Genomic DNA, 19623 nt, shown 5'->3' on the forward strand with positions numbered 1-19623 from the left:
CTATTGCGGCGATAGTAAAAGTACATGAACTATCATAATAAAGTACATGAACTATCATAATAATGGCATCAAAGAATCCGCTGAAGTAACTCCTACATCCTCGGCTACAGATACCCACCTTGCTCTTGATAGCATACCTGCACCGAAAGAAACATTCTTTTTAGCTATTCAACATGTATGTGCGGCCTATGCTGGGATTATTGCCCCACCGCTCATTATTGGTAAGGCACTGGATCTTCCACTGGCATATCTAACCATTTTATTATCAACCAGTATTTTAGCATCGGGTGCAGTCACCCTATTACAGACTATTGGAATACCGGGTATTGGGGTAAAGCTCCCATTGGTAGAAGGGGTTTCATTTTCAACTATTGCTCCCATGTTAATCATAGGTCAGATGTCTCCAGATCCATTTACTGCGATGCAAATCATTATGGGATCGGTCATTATATCTTCAGTGTTCATGTTCTTTGGGGCTTCTCTTTATGCTCGCTTATTAAACTTTTTCCCCCCCCTTGTTTTAGGATCAGTAGTGACAGTGATTGGACTTACTCTAATCCCTGTTTCCATTGAGTGGATGCAAGGGCAGGAAAGTACTCCATTCTATCAATCCCCTTATATTATTAGCTTAAGTTTCTTTACCTTTATGATCACCATTATGGCTGTTCGTTATGGTCCCAAATTTGTAAAACGAGTATCTGTATTATTGGGTATTACCACTGGCACACTCATTGCCATCCCCATGGGATTAGTAGATTTTTCAGAAGCCATGACTCAAGATTTATTTGTATTACCTCATTTTTTAGCATTTGGCATGCCTAAATTTGAAATCACTTCCATTATTTCTATGACGATTGTGATGTGGGTGATTATGATAGAAGCCACATGTAATATTATGGCAATTGGGGAAATTGTAGGGAAAGACATAAAAAAACAAGATGTTATCAATTGCCTAAGAGCAGATTGTTTAGGATCTATTTTCTCTGCAGTGCTCAATGGATTTCAATGTAGTGCTTATGGCCAAAATATTGGAATTATTCAAATAAGTCGAGTATATAGCCGCTATGTGGTAGCTGTCGCTGGGCTTCTCCTCGTAATTCTAGGTATGTTTCCATTACTCTCTGCAATGATTGCAAGCATACCCCTGCCTGTACTTGGAGGTGCATGTTTAGCAGTATTTGGTCTTGTTGTAGCTACCGGCATTCAAACCCTCTCTTCTGTAGATCTGACCTCTGAGCAAGGTACAGTCAATAGTCTTATTATCGCTGCATCCATTACTATGGGCATGGTACCTTTAGTAGCACCTCAGTTTTATACTCATTTTCCTCACTGGGTAAGCATAATTTTTGGATCTGGCATTACCTCCAGTGCAATTACTGCCATCAGATTAAATTTAATTTTAAACGAAGCACCCAAAATTCATAGAATCAGACACTGAATTTACATAGAAGCACATCTTAAAGAAAGGAATAAGAATGTATGAAAATTTGTTTTGTTTCCTTATCTTGTAAGTACTACAACTAACTTACACTTAGTGAAGCTAGGGTTTTAATTGATAGAGGATAAAGGGAGAGAGGGGGAGGGGGGATTTCTACCGATTTTCGCTATAATGGGCTACAAAATAGCTATTCTAGGTAATAAATTTTGCTACAAATTGACAATAAATAGCATCATTTCCCAAAAAATATTTATACCCTAAATATATTAAAAACTATAATCAATATAATAGTGTATTTGGTATACATGTTGCTTTATTATCCTCGTTAGCCATATTTTAAAGGATAGATAAGGTATGAATAAAGATACGTTAATAATCGTTTTGCTGTGTATTTTAGGGATTTCTCTATATTTATGGTGGCTTCTTAGTAGTACCACTAATTAGCAGGTAAAATATAGTGCTATTTTATTATCTACTTCCCCAAAATATTATTACTAAAGCTTAGATCCTACTATTAGTTAGTAGGATCTACGTTAATTTATCAAACCCTCGTTGTAAATCCTTTTTAATATCTGTTAGAGATTCTAGTCCCACTGAAAGTCGTACTAACCCATCTCTGATTCCTGCAGATTCTCGCTCTTCTTGGCTAAGGCGGCCGTGGGTAGTGGTAGCAGGATGGGTAATAATGCTTTTGGTATCTCCTAAATTTGCGGTAATAGAGATAAAAGAGACTGAATCAATAATCGTCCAAGCAGCTTCCTTTCCTCCTTTTAATTCAAAGGCGAGCAGTCCTCCAAATCCAGATTGTTGTTTTGCTGCGAGCTGATGTTGAGGGTGAGAAGGCAATCCTGCGTAGTATACCCTAGCTATTTCTGGCTTTTTCTCTAGCCATTCTGCAATTGCTTGGGCTTGCCGACTATGTGCCTCCATTCGCAGCGTTAGGGTTTCTAATCCTTTAAGAAACACCCAAGCATTAAATGGGCTTAAGGTAGGGCCTGCCGTACGCAAAAAGCCAAATATTTCCTCCCCTACTCGCTGCTTATCCCCTACTACGGCACCACCTACACATCGCCCTTGTCCATCCAAATATTTAGTAGCAGAGTGAATAATGATGTCTGCCCCTAATTCTAAGGGACGTTGTAGAGCCGGCGTACAAAAACAATTATCTACTACTAATAGAGCTTGGTGTTTTTGGGAAAGCTGGGCAAGTTGAGCAATATCGGCAATTTCATTTAGGGGATTAGAAGGAGTTTCAAGGAAAAATAATCGGGTATTAGGCTGAATTGCTTTTTCCCAAGCTGCTAAATCAGCTAGAGGCACAAAGGTGGTTTCAATCCCAAAGCGTGCTAGATATTTATTGAATATAGCCCGAGTGGTACCAAAAATATCTTTTGAAGAAACAATGTGATCCCCTGATTTTAACAGAGATAAACAAGTGGCTAAGATAGCAGACATTCCTGATGCAGTGGCAACACAAGATTCCCCACCTTCTAAGGCTGCTAATCGTTGTTCAAAAGCTCTGACTGTAGGATTAGTAAATCTTGAATAAATATTCCCTGACTCATTACCTGAGAAACAAGCTGCTGCTTGAGCAGCACTATCAAAAACAAAGCTTGAAGTCAGGAAGATCGGATCAGAGTTCTCTCTTTCATGAGTGCGATCCTGTCCTGCTCGTACTGCAAGGGTCGTAAAATCATATTTGTCATAATTATCCATGGGGTTTAATCCTAATGGTGTACGTAAAAGCAAGAAGATTATTTAAATATAACTAGGTCTCTATTTAGGTACAACAAAACTAGGGTATAACAAATAGGGAAAAGAATATAGGGGAAAGCAAATTTCCCCATATTACGGATAAGTCTATGGTCGGGGCGAGAGGATTTGAACCTCCGACCACTTGAACCCCATTCAAGTGCGCTACCAGGCTGCGCTACGCCCCGAAGATGGAGAATGTATTAGGTACTGTTGTTTAATATATCTAAAACTTCTTCCAACTCTAAACGAGCTTGGCGGATAATCTGTTTACTCTGAGTATTTTCGTTTTTTACTTCATCACTGGAGAGTTGCTGCCTTGCTCCACCAATGGTAAAACCTTGATCATAGAGTAATGCCTTAATTTGGCGAATCATAATGACATCATGGCGTTGATAGTAACGTCGATTTCCACGGCGTTTTACTGGTTTAAGCTGAGGAAATTCTTGCTCCCAATACCGCAATACATGGGGTCTAATAGCACAAAGCTCACTTACTTCACTAATAGTAAAATAACGCTTACTTGGTATTACCGGTAATTCGTTATTGTTGCTCGCTTCCAACATAAGATTCTACCCGTGTCCTTAATTTTTGCCCTGGTCGAAAAGTAACTACACGCCGAGCGGTAATAGGAATTTCTTCTCCAGTTTTCGGATTACGCCCAGGCCGTGTCCCTTTACTACGAAGCTCAAAATTACCAAACCCAGAGAGTTTGACTGTTTCTCCTTGCTCTAAGATCATTGCGATGTCTTCAAAAAACATTTCAACAATCTCTTTAGCTTCTCGCTTATTTAAGCCAAGCTCCTGATTTAATGCTTCTATCATATCTGCTTTAGTGAGTGCCATCAGCTACTCCCTAATAATTATATTTAACTCACTTACAAGCACTTTTATCATCTGCTCCATAAAATTATGCACGATTTCATCTGTTAAAGTGTAATCCTGATGCTGTAAAACAAATTTGAGTGCCAAACTTTTTTTATCAGGATCGATTCCTTTTCCAGTATATAGATCAAATAAATAATGTTCTTTAAGTATATCAGATTTAAGACTTTTTATACAATCAAAAACATTTCTTACCGAAACATCTCTATCAACTAAAAATGCAATATCTCGATGGATTTCTGGGAATTTAGATAAGGGTTGAAAAATGGTGTGTTTTTTTGAGAGTAGTGAATTAGTTTTTAAAGAAAAAAGGTAAATTTGCTGGGTAAGATCAAGTTTTTTAGCAAGCTCGGGCTGCAGTGCGCCTAACCATCCTATGGATTCACCATGATAAATAATTTCTGCACTTTGTCCGGGATGTAATGCAGGGTGTTGATTTTGCTCAAAAAGGAAATGATTCTGTTTATCACTTAGCGTAAGTAAAGATTCCACATCCCCTTTAATATGAAAAAAATCAGCAGACTGAGGATGAATACCCCACTGTTCTGGATAATAAGAACCAGAAATTACTCCTGCGATCACAGATTCTTGGGTGACGGAGGGTAACTGACCAGTAAAAATAAGTCCAGATTCAAATAAGCGAATTCGCCCTTGTTGGCGGTATTGATTATACTTAAGTGCTTGAATTAGCCCAGACCATAGACTAGTACGCATTACTGCCATATCTGAGGATATGGGGTTAGCAAGTGGAATAGCTCTCTGATCGGGATCTAAGAGCTGCTGTATTTGAGGATCAATAAAACTATAGGTAATCGCTTCTTGATAGCCACGATTGACTAGAATCTGTTGTATATCATAAGTAGAAATTTTTATTCCTGTATGAAATTGAGGTTTAATAACTCCCGCAGGTCTTGTAGTTGGAAAATTATCATAACCATGTAAACGTCCTAACTCTTCGATTAGATCAACTTCATAAGTTAAATCAAAACGAAAACTAGGAATTCTAATTTCCCACCCTGACTCTATCCTCGCTACTTCTAGCCCTAAGCCAGTGAGATGATTGAGTACTTGATCTTGAGGAATATAAATTCCTAGAATTTGCTTAATACGATGTTCTCGTAAATAAATTACAGGTTGTGAGGGTAGAAAATCCCTATGAATGGCTTCAACAATAAGTCCTGCTTTGCCTCCTGCAATCTGTAACAGTAATCCTGTGGCACGCTCTAAGGCTTGACGAGGAAGATGAGGATCTACTCCCCGTTCAAACCGATGGGATGATTCAGTATGTAACCCATAGCTTCGGCTACGCCCTGCAATAGCGGTAGGAATAAAAAAAGCACTTTCTAAAAATAAATTTTGGGTTTGATTGCTGATTTCAGAATCGCTACCCCCCATAATACCTGCTAAAGCAAGTACTTTTTGGTGATCAGCGATCACTAACGTATTTGTATCTAGGGTAATTTTAGAGTTATCTAATAGGGTTAAAGATTCTTCTGGTTTTCCGTAGCGAACTTGAATACCGCCTATTATTTGATTCAAATCAAAGGCATGCATAGGTTGTCCTAGCTCTACCATGACATAGTTAGTAATATCAATGGGAAGACTTAGACTACGAATACCACTGTGCTGTAGTCGTTCCTTTATCCACTCAGGGGTTGGGATTTGTGGATTAATGCCTTGTATAATCCTTCCTAAGTATCGAGGGCAAGACTCTGGAGCTAAAATTTCAACCGGTAAAGTTTTATCGATTTCAATAGAGGCTGGAATGATTTCAGGGCGCTGTACTGGCTGACTAAACAGTGTACCTACTTCCCGAGCAATCCCGGCAATACTTAAACAATCACTTCGATTGGGAGTAAGACCAATTTCTATCGTTACATCATTTAAATTAAGAAATTCCTTAATATCTTTACCTAAAAAATCTTGGGCAGTTTTGGATAGCTCTAAAATCCCATGAGATTGTTTTGCCAATCCTAGCTCAGCAGCAGAACAAAGCATACCTTGAGATTCTATCCCTCGTAATCTCTTTTTTTCAATGAAAATATCATTGGGTAGTTTGGCACCCACTTGAGCAAAAGCTACATATAGTCCTGATCGCACGTTAGAGGCACCGCAAACCACTTGAAAGGTCTCATGTTGGGTTATACTTACTTGGCAAACATGGAGTTTATTACTACCTTCAAGAGCCCTTACCTTTATCACTTTGGCAATAACTACTCCTGTAAAAGAAGGAGCAACAGGTGTGATACTATCAACTTCTAACCCTGCAAAAGTTAATCTATTAGTTAGAGTTTCCGTATCACAATGAGGGTTAACCCAAGTCCTTAGCCAAGATTCACTAAATTTCATAATAATGTAATCGCAAGGATACTAATTAAACTGGCGGAGAAACCGTAGATCGTTCTCGAAAAATAAGCGCAAATCATTAATTCCATAACGGAGCATAGCAAGGCGCTCTACTCCTAAGCCAAAAGCAAATCCTAAATAACGCTCGCTATCAATCCTTAAATTTGCAAAAACTTTGGGATGGACCATGCCACAACCAAGCACTTCTAACCAACCTGTATGACTACACACTCGACATCCTTCGCCATGACAATGGACACATCGAATATCCGTTTCTGCTGATGGTTCAGTAAAAGGAAAGTAGGAAGGGCGGAATCGTACTTTTAAATCTTCTTGTTCAAAAAAGAAGCGAAGAAAATCAGAGAGAATCCCTTTAAGATCAGTAAAACATACTTGATCATCTACCAATAACCCCTCTACTTGATGAAACATAGGGGTATGGGTTAAATCAGAATCTCGCCGATAAACCCGGCCCGGAGCAATCACTCGTAAGGGCGGCTTATCCTCCATCATAGCTCTGATTTGTACGGGAGAAGTATGGGTTCGCAATAACTGGTGAGAATCGAAGTAAAAAGTATCGTGCATTGCTCTTGCAGGATGAGAATCAGGAATATTTAATGCTTCAAAATTGTGATAATCATCCTCAATTTCTGGTCCTTCATGAACTTTAAATCCGAGCTGATAAAAAAAATTCTCAATTCTATTTAAAGTTTGGGTAACAGGATGTAACCCACCTATATCCATCCTTCGTCCAGGTAAGGAAATATCTATAGATTCGGAGGCGAGTTTAGCTGCTAGCGATACTTGAGTCAGTATTTCCTTACGGGATTCAAGCTCGCTTTGAAGCAATAATTTTGCATTATTAATTGCTTTTCCAAAAGCAGGGCGATCTTCTGGGCTAATTTGCCCTAGAGTTTTAAGATAGCCTGTTAATACTCCTTTCTTTCCTAGGTAGTGAATCCGTACTTTATCTAGAGATTCCAAATCAGAAACATCTAAGACTGCCTTTTTTGCAAGCAGTATGATTTCATCTAAAGACTCACTCATAGGGATTTCAACAGGCTATCTATTTTAGGCTATTAAGCGGCAAGGGCAGCTTTTGCACGCTCTGCAATTGCAGTAAATGCAGCCATATCCTGCACCGCTAGATCAGCGAGTACTTTTCGATCCATCTCAATAGATGCTTTTTTCAACCCATTAATAAAGCGGCTATAGGAAAGCCCACATTCTCTAGCTGCTGCGTTAATGCGAACGATCCAAAGATTTCGAAATTGACGTTTACGTTGGCGGCGATCCCGATAAGCGTATTGTCCCGCTTTAATAACTGCTTGATTTGCAACTCGAAAAACGTTTTTACGACGCCCTCGATATCCTTTGGCTTGGGCAATAATTTTTTTATGGCGTGCGTGGGCAGTAACGCCTCTTTTAACTCTAGGCATAGTAGTAAATTCCTTTTAAAATTTTTTAAAGATAGGGTAATAAACGAACTAAGCCATTTTGATCTGAGGCACTGCAGACTGCTTTATGGCGTAAATGACGTTTACGCTTAGCGCTTTTCTTAGTAAGAATATGATTGTGGAATGCTTGACCATGTTTAAATTTACCGCTACCAGTACGTTTAAATCGTTTTGCTGCTCCACGATTGGTTTTTAATTTAGGCATTTTGACTCCTTAATGTATTAGCTAAATAATTTTATAGTAGTAATTGGGCAAACCAATCTTCAGGCCCAAAATACTTATCGCTTAGGTGCAAGCACCATGAGCATTTGTCGCCCTTCTCGTTTTGGGCTTTGTTCAACTACACCATGTTCATCAAGATCACCTTGAATTCTTTCTAAAAGCTTAAAGCCAAGATCCTGATGCACCATTTCTCGACCACGGAATCGAAGACTAATTTTAACTTTATCTCCGTCGGTGAGAAATCGAATTAAACTACGCAGTTTAACTTGGTAATCTCCTTCTTCAGTGGTAGGTCGAAATTTAATCTCCTTAATCTGAATTTGTTTTTGTTTCTTTTTTGCAGCTTGGCGCTTTTTAGTTTCTTCAAAAAGAAATTTACCATAATTCATGATTCGGCATACTGGAGGTTCTGCTTGAGGAGCAATTTCTACTAAATCTTCCCCCTCCTCATCTGCAATTACCAGTGCCTCTTTAACAGAAACTACACCAATTTGTTCACCATCAATACCAATTAAGCGAATTTTAGGTGCAATAATTTCTTCATTGATACGATTTTTCTTCGAATTTGAGTTAACGTTTGAAATAATGTTTTAATCCTCCTCAGATATATCATAGCTAAAACGGGCAATTTGAGCTTTTAAGTACTCAGAAAAGCTATCTAAACTCATCGCCCCTAGATCCTTACCAGATCGGGTACGTACTGCAACTTGCTGCTCCGTTACTTCTTTATCCCCTACAATAAGTAAATAAGGTATTCTTTTTAAAGTATGTTCGCGAATTTTAAAACCGATCTTTTCATTTCTCAAGTCTAAAGTAGATCGAAATCCTTGTTTCTTTAATATTTGCTCAACTTGTTCTGCATAATCAGTTTGTCGATCTGTGATATTAATCACAACCACTTGTACTGGTGCTAACCAAGGTGGAAATTTACCAGCGAAATGCTCGATGAGAATCCCAAAAAAACGCTCTAACGATCCAAGTACTGCCCGATGAATCATAATCGGTCGTTGACGAGTACCATCTTCTGCAATATATTCCATCTCGAAGCGGTTAGGCAAATTAAAATCTAACTGTACGGTCGAGCATTGCCATTTACGTCCAATAGCATCTTCAATTTTAATATCAATTTTAGGACCATAAAATGCACCGCCCCCCTCATCGATTCCATAAGATAGTCCTTTTTTCTCCAATGCTGATCGCAGTGCTTGTGTCGCACGATCCCAAATTTCATCTGATCCTACTGAATTTTCTGGGCGAGTAGAGAGCTCAATTTCATACTGATTAAATCCAAATGTTTTTAACATATCTAAGGTAAAATCTAAAATAGCCAATACTTCAGACTCTATTTGCCCTTCTCGACAAAAAATATGTGCATCATCTTGGGTAAACCCTCGCACTCGCATTAATCCATGGAGTGCACCGGACATCTCATGACGGTAAACCGTACCTAATTCAGCCCAACGTAAAGGAAATTCTCGATAAGAGCGAAGCCGTCCTTTATAAATCAACACATGGAAAGGACAGTTCATGGGTTTTAGCTGATAGAACTGATTATCATCCTCCATGGGTTGATACATGGATTCTCGATAAAAACTAGTATGCCCTGAGATATGCCATAAATTCTCGTGTGCAATATGGGGTGTATACAAGGTCTCATATCCAGATGCTGCGTGGCGTTCTCGCCAAAGATCTTCAACAGTTCGGCGAATTCTAGCGCCCATAGGGTGCCAAAAAACAAGCCCGCCTCCTGCGTCTTCTTGGATAGAAAATAAATCTAATTCTGTACCAATTTTCCGATGATCCCGCTTTTCTGCCTCTTCAATCCGATGTAAATAGGTTTTTAATGCTTTTTTATCAGACCAAGCAGTGCCATAGATCCGTTGGAGCATTTCATTTCTAGCATCTCCTCGCCAGTAAGCACCAGAGACCTTGGTGAGTTTAAAGGCTTTTATCTTTGAAGTAGAGGGAACATGCGGTCCTCGACAAAGATCTGTAAAATCTCCCTGCTGATATAAAGAAAGCTCTTGATCTTCTGGGATAGATTCAATAATTTTTGCCTTATACTCTTCTCCAAGATCATGGAAAAAAGAAACTGCATCATTTCGGCTTTTTACTTGCCGATGAACTGAAATATCCTGATCGGATAGCACCTTCATCCGATCTTCAATAATTTGAAGATCCTCAAGAGTAAATCCTTTAGGATAAACAAAGTCATAGTAAAATCCATCTTCAATTACTGGCCCAATAGTGACTTGAGCTTCTGGATAGAGTTGTTTTACTGCTTGAGCAAGAAGATGGGCACAGGAATGACGAATAATTTCTAGCCCTTCTGGATCTCGGTCTGTAATAATGCTGAGGGCAATATCTTCCTTAATACAATAGGAAGTATCCACTAATCCTTTAGGAGTTTTGCCGCCAAGGGCTGCTTTTGCTAAATTTTCACTAATGTTAGTGGCGACATCATAAACAGTGACTGGGTGGTCAAATTGACGTTGACTACCGTCAGGTAAAGTAATTACAGGCATTCTTTAATAAATCCCGTCCATGGCTCATACTAAAAGCCCGTTGAACAAAAAATTATGGATATCCAATAGGTGGTAGGCGCGATTGGACTCGAACCAACGACCCCCACCATGTCAAGGTGATGCTCTAACCAGCTGAGCTACGCGCCTAAACTCTAGATTATATAATTTTGGATTAAATTCTGCAAATTATACGATAGGATGCTTAATATTTTCTTTAATTATTTTTTTAACCCATTGCTTCATCAAAATAATGTTGTTTTACTCGCTTAATTTTATCTCGTACTTGTGCCGCATGTTCAAATTCTAGATTTTGAGCATGAACGTACATCTGTTTTTCCAATTGCTTTAAATACTTTCCTAGCCTCTGTGGTGAAAGATCTGCATATTCAGCACTTTCTTCCATTATTTTAGCAATATTTTGATTATTATCTTTTTCTGCATAAATCCCATCAATAATTTCTCGTATCGATTTTTGTACGCCTCGAGGGGTAATATTATGGGCTTGATTAAACTCTGTTTGTTTTGCTCGCCGCCGTTTTGTTTCATCAATGGCTTTTCTCATTGCTCCAGTCACTTTATCCCCATAAAGAATTGCTTTACCATGAAGATTACGTGCAGATCTCCCAATGGTTTGAATTAAAGATCGCTCTGATCGTAAAAAACCTTCTTTATCTGCATCTAAAATTGCCACCAGAGAAACCTCTGGAATATCTAATCCTTCCCGCAATAAATTAATCCCTACTAAAACATCAAAAGCACCTAACCGTAAATCCCGGATAATTTCTACCCGCTCTACCGTACCAATATCTGAATGAAGATATCGCACCCTAACTCCATTCTGATCTAAGAAATGGGTTAAATGCTCGGCCATTTTTTTAGTCAGCACAGTTACCAGTATTCGTTCGTTGACTGCGGTTCTTTGATGAATTTCTGAGCATAAGTCATCTACTTGGGTATTGGCAGGCCGCACGTCAATTTCTGGATCTACTAACCCAGTAGGTCGTACCACTTGCTCCACAATGATTCTTGATTTTTGACCTTCATAAGATCCGGGGGTGGCAGAGACAAAAATAGTTTGAGGGGCTAAATTTTCCCACTCTTCAAATTTTAAAGGTCGGTTATCTAAGGCAGAAGGAAGTCGAAACCCATAATTGACTAAAGTTTGTTTACGAGAATGATCTCCCCGATACATAGCCCCTAGTTGAGGCACTGTTACATGGCTTTCATCAATAATTAATAAGGCATCTTGAGGAAGATAATCGAACAAGGTAGGAGGTGGATCGCCTTGGTTTCTTCCTGATAAAAAGCGAGAATAATTTTCAATTCCTGAACAATAACCTAATTCTAAAATCATCTCTAGATCATAACGGGTGCGTTGCTCTAATCGTTGAGCTTCTTCTGATTTTCCTGTTTGATAAAAAAATTCTAACTGCTGAGCAAGCTCCACTTTAATTGCTTCTACCGCTTGAAGCAGAATTTCTCGAGGGGTAGCGTAGTGGGTTTTAGGATAGATAGTAAATTCTGGAACAGAATCAAAAAGCTCTCCTGTTAGTGGATCAAAATAAATAAGCTGCTCAATTTCATCATCAAATAAGGTAATACGAATAGCATTCTCATCAGATTCAGCAGGATAAATATCAATAACTTCTCCCCGAACTCGGTACATTCCTCGCTGTAGCTCTCCTTCACTACGCCGATACTGTAACTCTGCTAAATGTCGTAGAATTTCCCTCTGATCAATAATTTCCCCTACTTTTAGAGAAAGAGTCATTTGCTGATAACGATCCTTATCTCCTAAGCCATAAATAGCAGACACACTTGCCACCACCACCGTATCGTTTCGTTCCAAAAAATTCTTAGTGGCTGCTAAACGCATTTGCTCGATATATTCATTAATAGCCGCATCTTTAGCAATATAAGTATCTGAGGCAGGCATATAGGCCTCAGGCTGATAATAGTCATAATAGGAAACAAAATAACCTACCGCATTATGAGGAAAGAAATCTCGCATTTCACTATAGAGCTGAGCAGCTAGAGTTTTATTAGGAGCTAGGACAATGGTAGGTCGTTGGGTTTGGGCAATTACATTAGCCATGGTAAAAGTCTTACCTGAGCCCGTAACACCTAGTAGAATCTGGTGCTGCTCTCCCTGATTTAATCCTTGGACAAGGCTTTGAATGGCAGTGGGTTGATCCCCTGCTGGCTGATAATCACTTACCAGCTGAAATTGATGCTTCATTCTTTGAATATAGATACTTTCTGAAAAAATATAAATTGGTTATATTAAGCGTAAATAACCCCTTCATTCTATTTATTAGATAGGAATAACTTTTGAACATTCGCCTTGCCAAACGTACCGAAACCATTAAAACTTCCCCCACACTAGCTATTACAGCTCGTGCTAAAGCCATGAAAACAAAAGGTAAAGACATTATTAGTTTAGGTGCCGGTGAGCCAGATTTTGATACTCCAGAGCATATTAAACAGGCAGCGATTGAAGCCATTGAAAAGGGGTTTACTAAATATACTGCAGTCGATGGCATTCCCAGCTTAAAGCAAGCCATTGTTACTAAATTTGCTCGAGAAAATAACCTGCACTACCAGAATGATCAAATTTTAGTTTCAGTGGGCGGAAAGCAATGTTTTTATAACCTAACACAAGCCTTGCTTAACCCAGGAGATGAAGTGATTATCCCTGCCCCCTATTGGGTTTCCTATCCTGATATGGTAGCTCTTGCAGAAGCCACACCGGTCATTATTCCTGCTACTCAAGCCCAACAGTTTAAAATTACGCCAGAACAGCTAGAATCTGCCATTACCCCTCGTACTCGCTTATTTGTAATCAATAGCCCATCTAACCCTACTGGTGTAGCCTATAGCAAAGCAGAGTTCAAGGCATTAGGAGAAGTACTTGCTCGCCATCCTCAAGTATTTATTATTACCGATGATATCTATGAGCATATTTATTGGGGTCAAGACTCTTTTTGCAACATTGCCAATGCTTGCCCAGATCTTCATGAACGAATTTTAGTATTAAATGGGGTGTCTAAAGCTTATTCCATGACTGGCTGGAGAATTGGTTATATTGCAGGACCAGTACCTTTGATTAAAACCATGAAAACTATTCAATCTCAAAGCACTTCCAACCCCACCTCTATTTCCCAAGTAGCTGCTCAAGCCGCTCTTGAAGGGGATCAGGATTGCGTCAAAGCTATGTGTCAGCAGTTTAAAAAACGCCATGATTTTGTCCTAGCAAAACTCAATAGCATGCCTCATATGCAATGGACTCCTAGCGATGGAGCCTTTTATGCCTTTCCAAATGTGGAAGAAATCATCCGCTCCCGAAAGGATATTAAGGATGATATAGATCTGGCAGAAAAAATTTTAAATGAAGTAGAAGTTGCCTTAGTCCCCGGCTCTGCCTTTGGTGCACCTAATCATCTACGACTTTCTTTTGCCACTAGTATGGAGCAATTAGAACAAGCACTGGATAGGATTCATAGATTTTTAGAGTAGCTAGTTTCTAGCTACTCTTTAAATTACTGTCATAGTTTTTCTTGAAAATCTAAGGCAAAATCCTCCTCTCCTCGAGGGGCACTGTTGTAGAATTTTAACCCGATAGGTTTAATTTCTTGATAGCCCCTTTGCTTAATTTCTGCTAAATAAGCCCTATAGTTTTCTCTGTCTTCTGGTTCAGAATCAAAAATTACTTTAGATCCTTCATTTAAACTAATCAGGGCTTGTTCTTTCCAAGCATCATGCTCGAGGAGATGCCCACCTTTTGGTTCAATAAAACATTGATAGTAGAATGTTTCATTTAGAACATCATTGATAAAAAGTAAATAATCTGGACTAAACCTCCGTCCATCTTGAGGATTAAAGAGCCAGTAATCTAGCTCATTGCGGATAAGATAAATTTCAGCTCCTGCAAATTTATCCCGCAGCCCATTAATTTGACCTGCAACGTATTTTACAAATCGCTTTTCTTCACTGGTGCCATAATTCTCGCTATAGGCGTACCAATCAGCTTTGCTTATTTCATATTGAAGCTCAGGATTTTCATGATCGCTTTGAGCTTTTGCTCGCTCATCGGAGCTAATATAGATTTTCTCTCCTGTAATGGGATCTTCTGTTGGAAAAGAAGTTAAATAAATAGATTTTTCTTGGCTAAAAATATGGGAAAGTGGCACAGGGCGAAATACTTTACTGCCTATAACCTGTGGCATATTCAAATCAATAGCTTTTCTTATTTCAGGTAAAATCATCCCTCTTAATAGCTGGAGTTTCTCCCTAGGGTTAAGATTTTCAATTTCTTTACCTTTTTCATAGCTATATTGAATTTCATACAAAGGTAAATACTGATAAATTAAAGTATCTATCGTTTCTATCCCAATAATATGTTTTTTAAGATTACTAATTCTAAAAAAGTTACCTTCAGCAGAAATTAAAGCTGTGCGGATAATAGGTAAAGAGAAGTATTCTTCTGTAATAGAAATTTTAGTTTGCCTTGTTTCAGCGATAATTTGATTTTGCGCATAATCAGAAAGCCCTGCAGATTTAAGCCGATAAGCACCTGCTTTAATCACTTGCTTGAAGGTAGTATCGATTTCAGAGTCTTGAGTTTTAGTTCGCTGTACTGCACGATTTACTAACACAAATCCTTTTTGGTAGGTATTGCTTTGCTTAAAGCTATCCTTTAAGTGAATAGTTTTTTCTTCCACGCCTTCATGAATAATTCCTTCACCGAGCAGTTCTTTTTGAAGATTTTCAAGAAAGATACCCGTTTTTACAAAGTGATAAAACAGGGTTTCTAAAATTCTCCCCCGATCATGAGGGTTATTATCAAACTTTCTTTGGAATTTACTTTGGGCAAAAAGGCGATTAGATCCTTGTAAAATACCCCCTTTATTTTTTAAATAAGTCTTAGGAAGCTCAAAAGGATAATATCTTGCTCCTCGACCAATCAACTGAATATCTTGGAGGGATACTTGCTTAGAATCGGAAATATCAAAATGGACAATATCGTAAAGGCTCAGTACATCCCAACCCTCATTTAAGGCATTGACAGAAAAAATAGCACGTATGGTATTACGATCACTATCTAGTCTAAGTAATTGCTCTGGGTTTTCTTTTTTTTGGCTGTTATAAATCAGGGTATGATCATGGGCAAATCGATGACGAATTTCAGACGTAAATCTGTTTAGCCCGTTCCAATCGCCTGCTGAAATTAATCCATTTTGTTTATTCTCTAGCCATGCGAACATCTGAGTAATGATTCTATGCTCACCACCTTGATTACCTTGTGCTAAGGTTTGTAAATGTTTTAAATCTTGAGGTTGTAATGAGCTGATGACTTGATCAAAAAACGCTCGATCAGCTTCGCTTTGCGAAATACTAGAAGATTTAATCAATACCACAGGCTGAATAGAAAATCCCATCTCTCTTTCAGCAAAGAGCCTACGGTACTCACTTAAGGCGACCGCATTAACAATTAACAGCCGTTTTTGATCTTCAATGTGGGTTTCAGGATTGTAGAGAAATTTAACTTCTTTGCTATAACCTGCTTTGTTAAAAGCGAGAAAATCGTAACGATAAATAATCTTATCTTGATATTTCTCTCGAATAGCTAGATGAGCTAGATCCACCGTAGCAGTAAATTCTAGGAGTTTATTTTCTTGGTGAGCATGTACCGCACCCATCACCACCGATTCCCAATTATTGGCTTCTTCTTGCTCGGTTTTCTTTTTACTTCGGGTATCTACATTTAAACGATGGGCTTCATCGGCAATAATGACTACCTTTTTTTCTTTAAAAGATTGAGCAGTTAGCTCATTTTCTCGATCTTCTCTTAATCTACTATAAAGTGCTTGGGTACTGAAAAAAAGAAAATGAATGCTATTGTGGTTAGCTTGATCAATATTCTTTGTGTCAATGATAGAAACCGCTTTTCCATCAATTTTTATTCCTTTAGGGTTAAACAGATATTTATCAAACTTATAATCAGTAAAATTTTTACAAGCCTGATTTAAAATTTGGATCTGATGAACTAAAAACAGAAAATAGCGATAGCCTTGTTGGTATAAAAACAAGACAATCGCTGCCATTACCAAAGTTTTCCCTGCCCCAGTTGCCATATTAAAAAGCACATGTTTGGCTTTTTCTGGCTCATATTTATAGAGCTAAATAAAATGCTTAAGCGCAGTGATTTGATAATCACGTAAAGGCTTTGTAGGATTTAAATTATCTGTAATCTCAAGAGGGATTTCATAATCTTTTGCCCAACACTGATATTCAGGATTATTTTCTATTTTTCTAAATAGAAAATGCTCAAGAGTTTCTTTGATTTTATGAGTCTTTCTTGCCATAAAATCTATTGGTTAGGGCTTTTTCTGTATCGCTGACCTGATGGCGAGTGTCTTCCATATCTTCATAATTGAGATAAAGCTGATTTTCATCTAATATCTCAATGAGTTTTTGTTTTCGTTCTTCTAAAGTTAAATTGCGGAAATTTTCATCTTTTTCAAATTCTTTACGATCAAACCAAAACTTTAAAAATCCATTATTTCGTAAATCTGTATAGAGGGTTTCTAGCTTACTTAAAGAATCTGCCGCATTAATTTGATCAATATATTCTTGATTATATTTTTTAAGCTCAAAGTAAACGAAAGATCCTCCCCCTTGCCAGTCTACATTTTTACTTATCCCACCCTGTTCCCCATCAATTACTTTTTTTAACCGCTCCTTGGTAATTTCCTCGATATAATCCATTTGCTCAATCCCAATCCAACGTCTACCCATTTTGTGAGCAACGGCTGTGGTTGTTCCTGCTCCTAAAAAAAAATCCAAAACAAGGTCATCTTTTTCAGTAATGGCTCTAATAAAGAAAGCTATAATACTTTCGGGTTTTGCATTTGAAAAAGAAATTCTTAATTTTTTTAAGTGTGAATTAGAATCTTCATTTGTACCTACTCCAATAGATTTGGATAAGTAAACATCATCAATATATTTTTCAGGAGTCATAAGTTTAGCATCAGAACGTTGAAACCTCACTGAAAACCTATTTGTCTTTACTAAAAAATAAGTACCACTTTCAATCTCGGAATTAAGTGTATCTTGTGCCCATTTAAATTCTCCAGAGAGTGTAACTGTTTGCTTATTTACACCATCTTTTATGGTAAAGTCATTCATTATTTCAACACGATCTGGTTTACCCTGTCTTATCTCTCCATCTGGTATATTAAATTTAATTACACCAGCAGGAAATGTAAGCGGTTTATTTCTATTACCAGTATTTAAGAGAGGAGCATCATCATTCTCAGTTAGTTTTCCAGTATAGTTTTTTGATTTGTCTATTTGCTTTTCAAAAGCAATAATATATTCAACTGATGCTCTTGATTTTTTTGACAAAGAATCCGGATTATCCGTGTTTTTCCATATAAATGTTTCAACAAAATTATCCCTACCAAAAATCTCATTCATTAATATTTTAAGATACGCAAAACCATCTTCGCTAATATGAATAAGGATTACTCCATCACTATTTAATAAATCTCTAGCAATTTCTAAACGATTTTTTATAAAAACAAGCCATGAACTTAATTTAAAATTTGTATTATATTTAAAGGAATCTAATGGCTTCGTTGAATAAAAAAAATAGGGCGGATCAATATAAATTAGCTTTACCTTACCAGCCAATCTATTTTTTAAAGTATGCAGAGCTAAAAGATTATTTCCTTTAATGAGTAAGTTTTGTTTTAACTCTCCTTGTTCATCAAAAAACTCAAACTCACTATCTGCTTCTAGTTTTTGCTCACCTGATTGATCAATAGTACGAAAATCAGTAAGTACTTTAGGTTCAAATAAGGTAGTGATATCCTCTTCATCTATTTTTTGATGCAAAAAACGCTCTTCACGGCCTAAATCTTCCTTACTCATCCCTGCTTCAAGTACGGTATCTTTAAAAGGAAAGTTCAGTACAACTTCCGTATCGTTGCTAATAAAGCCTCCTTTACTGTTACTAAATAACCCTATTTTGTTGCTATATTCTGTATATCTTCCTTTACTATCACTCATGGATTCTCAAAGTATAGTTATAGAGGATAAAACACATCATCTAATATTTGTTCTATTGTCCAGTTTGTTTGTTCAAAATGAGTAGGAAAGATTTCTGCATCCAAATTAGTTTCAATAGACGCTTGCAATACTCCACTTTCGTAAGCCTCTATAATGGTTTCGTTTATTTTAGGTTTTAAACTGGGATTTTCTCTAAGTAACCTACTAATCCTTAGTCTTTGATCTTTAATAGTACTTTTCCAGCTATTACTTCGATGTTCTGGTTGATACTGCCATTTAAGAAGATGAGCAATTAATACAATAAATCTATTTTTAAGTTCTCGCCATTCGCTTTTTCCCATATCTTCGACTTCTTCAATGAGGGCAGCTAGATCAATTTCATTAAATCGTTGTTGTCTTAGTAATTGAGCTGTTTCTTGGGTCCAGCCATAAAAATCGGATTCGTAGGTACTCATAGTTTCATTCTCTGATCATGACACTCTGATCATGACATCTCATTTAAAAATCACCATCTCCGCCATCACCACCCATATCAGCACCATTCATATCAGCACCATTCATATCAGCACCATTCATATCAGCACCATTCATATCATTGCCGTTGTCTGGATATTGCCCATTATCAGGGTACTGTCCATTGCCTGGATAGTAACCATAATAGTATGGGTAGTATGGATAGTAATACGGAAAGCTATCAAAGTAACCACCAGAAAACCCAAACCAATATGGGTAACTATACATTTCTGAAGTAGGAATGCTAGTTTGAGTATAAGCACAGGTGGAGAGAAGCAGATCTAGACTTACAATGATAAATAACGTTTTATGTTTTATCATAAAAACACCTTATTAATTGTCATTCTCTATCTTTTAAAGGATAGATCACTAGTTTAATAGTGTGGGTAATAAAAATGAGGGTACACAATA

Annotated in this window: 17 protein-coding genes, 2 tRNA genes and 1 pseudogene; 2 read left to right on the plus strand and 18 right to left on the minus strand. The window is 37.7% G+C overall.

Going from position 1 to position 19623, the window contains the following annotated elements:
* Nucleotides 1-46 precede the first annotated feature (46 nt).
* Nucleotides 47-1438: a nucleobase:cation symporter-2 family protein gene (locus OOL07_RS05140; protein WP_264695437.1), complete on the plus strand. Its 1392-nt coding sequence runs from the start codon at nucleotides 47-49 to the stop codon at nucleotides 1436-1438.
* Between the two features lie 528 nt (nucleotides 1439-1966).
* Here OOL07_RS05140 and OOL07_RS05145 read toward each other — a convergent pair.
* From OOL07_RS05145 to uvrB, 12 genes are all read right to left on the minus strand, one after another.
* Nucleotides 1967-3154 (minus strand): O-succinylhomoserine sulfhydrylase, encoded by a 1188-nt coding sequence (locus tag OOL07_RS05145; protein ID WP_264695438.1) that lies wholly within the window; start codon nucleotides 3152-3154, stop codon nucleotides 1967-1969.
* Nucleotides 3155-3301: 147 nt separating this feature from the next.
* Nucleotides 3302-3378 (minus strand) — tRNA-Pro (locus OOL07_RS05150).
* Between the two features lie 15 nt (nucleotides 3379-3393).
* Nucleotides 3394-3756: a MerR family transcriptional regulator gene (locus tag OOL07_RS05155; protein ID WP_264695439.1), complete on the minus strand. Its 363-nt coding sequence runs from the start codon at nucleotides 3754-3756 to the stop codon at nucleotides 3394-3396.
* The gene (locus OOL07_RS05160) at nucleotides 3734-4036 is read right to left on the minus strand and encodes an integration host factor subunit alpha (protein WP_264695440.1); all 303 of its coding nucleotides are present in this window, start codon (nucleotides 4034-4036) and stop codon (nucleotides 3734-3736) included. Before OOL07_RS05160 ends, OOL07_RS05155 begins: the two co-directional genes overlap by 23 nt.
* Before the next feature lie 3 nt (nucleotides 4037-4039).
* Complete coding sequence (gene pheT, locus OOL07_RS05165) at nucleotides 4040-6424, minus strand: phenylalanine--tRNA ligase subunit beta (protein ID WP_264695441.1); 2385 nt, start codon at nucleotides 6422-6424, stop codon at nucleotides 4040-4042.
* 21 nt (nucleotides 6425-6445) lie between these two features.
* A complete protein-coding gene (gene pheS / locus OOL07_RS05170; protein ID WP_264695442.1) occupies nucleotides 6446-7468 on the minus strand; it encodes a phenylalanine--tRNA ligase subunit alpha in 1023 nt (340 codons plus the stop codon).
* 32 nt (nucleotides 7469-7500) lie between these two features.
* On the minus strand, nucleotides 7501-7860 hold the full coding sequence (gene rplT, locus OOL07_RS05175) for a 50S ribosomal protein L20 (RefSeq protein ID WP_264695443.1): 360 nt from the start codon (nucleotides 7858-7860) through the stop codon (nucleotides 7501-7503).
* A 25-nt stretch (nucleotides 7861-7885) separates the two neighbouring features.
* A complete protein-coding gene (rpmI, locus tag OOL07_RS05180; RefSeq protein ID WP_264695444.1) occupies nucleotides 7886-8083 on the minus strand; it encodes a 50S ribosomal protein L35 in 198 nt (65 codons plus the stop codon).
* A 74-nt stretch (nucleotides 8084-8157) separates the two neighbouring features.
* On the minus strand, nucleotides 8158-8688 hold the full coding sequence (infC, locus tag OOL07_RS05185) for a translation initiation factor IF-3 (protein WP_489667111.1): 531 nt from the start codon (nucleotides 8686-8688) through the stop codon (nucleotides 8158-8160).
* 3 nt (nucleotides 8689-8691) lie between these two features.
* Complete coding sequence (gene thrS / locus OOL07_RS05190) at nucleotides 8692-10626, minus strand: threonine--tRNA ligase (RefSeq protein ID WP_264695445.1); 1935 nt, start codon at nucleotides 10624-10626, stop codon at nucleotides 8692-8694.
* Nucleotides 10627-10696: 70 nt separating this feature from the next.
* Nucleotides 10697-10773, minus strand: a tRNA-Val gene (locus OOL07_RS05195).
* Nucleotides 10774-10852: 79 nt separating this feature from the next.
* Nucleotides 10853-12865, minus strand: a complete 2013-nt coding sequence (gene uvrB, locus OOL07_RS05200) for an excinuclease ABC subunit UvrB (protein ID WP_264695446.1) — start codon at nucleotides 12863-12865, stop codon at nucleotides 10853-10855.
* Between the two features lie 92 nt (nucleotides 12866-12957).
* Between uvrB and OOL07_RS05205 the strand changes: the two genes are divergently transcribed.
* Entirely contained in the window at nucleotides 12958-14142 is a 1185-nt protein-coding gene (locus OOL07_RS05205; RefSeq protein ID WP_319804023.1) for a pyridoxal phosphate-dependent aminotransferase, read from the plus strand.
* 29 nt (nucleotides 14143-14171) lie between these two features.
* On the opposite strand, the gene OOL07_RS05210 is transcribed toward OOL07_RS05205, so the two are convergent.
* The 6 genes and pseudogenes from OOL07_RS05210 to OOL07_RS05230 form a co-directional block, all read right to left on the minus strand.
* Nucleotides 14172-16064, minus strand: a complete 1893-nt coding sequence (locus OOL07_RS05210; RefSeq protein WP_489667112.1) for a hypothetical protein — start codon at nucleotides 16062-16064, stop codon at nucleotides 14172-14174.
* Nucleotides 16065-16277: 213 nt separating this feature from the next.
* Nucleotides 16278-16775, minus strand: a pseudogene (locus tag OOL07_RS09305) (DEAD/DEAH box helicase family protein); the annotation flags it as partial.
* A 30-nt stretch (nucleotides 16776-16805) separates the two neighbouring features.
* On the minus strand, nucleotides 16806-16991 hold the full coding sequence (locus OOL07_RS05215) for a hypothetical protein (RefSeq protein ID WP_264695447.1): 186 nt from the start codon (nucleotides 16989-16991) through the stop codon (nucleotides 16806-16808).
* Nucleotides 16972-18561, minus strand: coding sequence for a site-specific DNA-methyltransferase (locus tag OOL07_RS05220; RefSeq protein ID WP_264695448.1), 1590 nt, complete (start codon nucleotides 18559-18561; stop codon nucleotides 16972-16974). The genes OOL07_RS05215 and OOL07_RS05220 overlap by 20 nt, the downstream gene beginning before the upstream one ends.
* A gap of 155 nt (nucleotides 18562-18716) precedes the next feature.
* On the minus strand, nucleotides 18717-19154 hold the full coding sequence (locus OOL07_RS05225; RefSeq protein ID WP_264695449.1) for a DUF29 domain-containing protein: 438 nt from the start codon (nucleotides 19152-19154) through the stop codon (nucleotides 18717-18719).
* Between the two features lie 43 nt (nucleotides 19155-19197).
* Complete coding sequence (locus OOL07_RS05230; protein ID WP_264695450.1) at nucleotides 19198-19533, minus strand: pentapeptide repeat-containing protein; 336 nt, start codon at nucleotides 19531-19533, stop codon at nucleotides 19198-19200.
* Nucleotides 19534-19623: the final 90 nt, after the last annotated feature.

This window comes from Candidatus Nitrosacidococcus sp. I8 (assembly GCF_945836005.1).
Lineage (GTDB): Bacteria > Pseudomonadota > Gammaproteobacteria > Nitrosococcales > Nitrosococcaceae > Nitrosacidococcus.

Coding starts and splice junctions, on each gene's coding strand:
- OOL07_RS05140 (WP_264695437.1), top strand. CDS start 47: ATGAACTATCATAATAATGGCATCAAAGAATCCGCTGAAGTAACTCCT.
- OOL07_RS05145 (WP_264695438.1), bottom strand. CDS start 3,154: ATGGATAATTATGACAAATATGATTTTACGACCCTTGCAGTACGAGCA.
- OOL07_RS05155 (WP_264695439.1), bottom strand. CDS start 3,756: ATGTTGGAAGCGAGCAACAATAACGAATTACCGGTAATACCAAGTAAG.
- OOL07_RS05160 (WP_264695440.1), bottom strand. CDS start 4,036: ATGGCACTCACTAAAGCAGATATGATAGAAGCATTAAATCAGGAGCTT.
- pheT (WP_264695441.1), bottom strand. CDS start 6,424: ATGAAATTTAGTGAATCTTGGCTAAGGACTTGGGTTAACCCTCATTGT.
- pheS (WP_264695442.1), bottom strand. CDS start 7,468: ATGAGTGAGTCTTTAGATGAAATCATACTGCTTGCAAAAAAGGCAGTC.
- rplT (WP_264695443.1), bottom strand. CDS start 7,860: ATGCCTAGAGTTAAAAGAGGCGTTACTGCCCACGCACGCCATAAAAAA.
- rpmI (WP_264695444.1), bottom strand. CDS start 8,083: ATGCCTAAATTAAAAACCAATCGTGGAGCAGCAAAACGATTTAAACGT.
- thrS (WP_264695445.1), bottom strand. CDS start 10,626: ATGCCTGTAATTACTTTACCTGACGGTAGTCAACGTCAATTTGACCAC.
- uvrB (WP_264695446.1), bottom strand. CDS start 12,865: ATGAAGCATCAATTTCAGCTGGTAAGTGATTATCAGCCAGCAGGGGAT.
- OOL07_RS05210 (WP_489667112.1), bottom strand. CDS start 16,064: ATGGGATTTTCTATTCAGCCTGTGGTATTGATTAAATCTTCTAGTATT.
- OOL07_RS05215 (WP_264695447.1), bottom strand. CDS start 16,991: ATGGCAAGAAAGACTCATAAAATCAAAGAAACTCTTGAGCATTTTCTA.
- OOL07_RS05220 (WP_264695448.1), bottom strand. CDS start 18,561: ATGAGTAAGGAAGATTTAGGCCGTGAAGAGCGTTTTTTGCATCAAAAA.
- OOL07_RS05225 (WP_264695449.1), bottom strand. CDS start 19,154: ATGAGTACCTACGAATCCGATTTTTATGGCTGGACCCAAGAAACAGCT.
- OOL07_RS05230 (WP_264695450.1), bottom strand. CDS start 19,533: ATGATAAAACATAAAACGTTATTTATCATTGTAAGTCTAGATCTGCTT.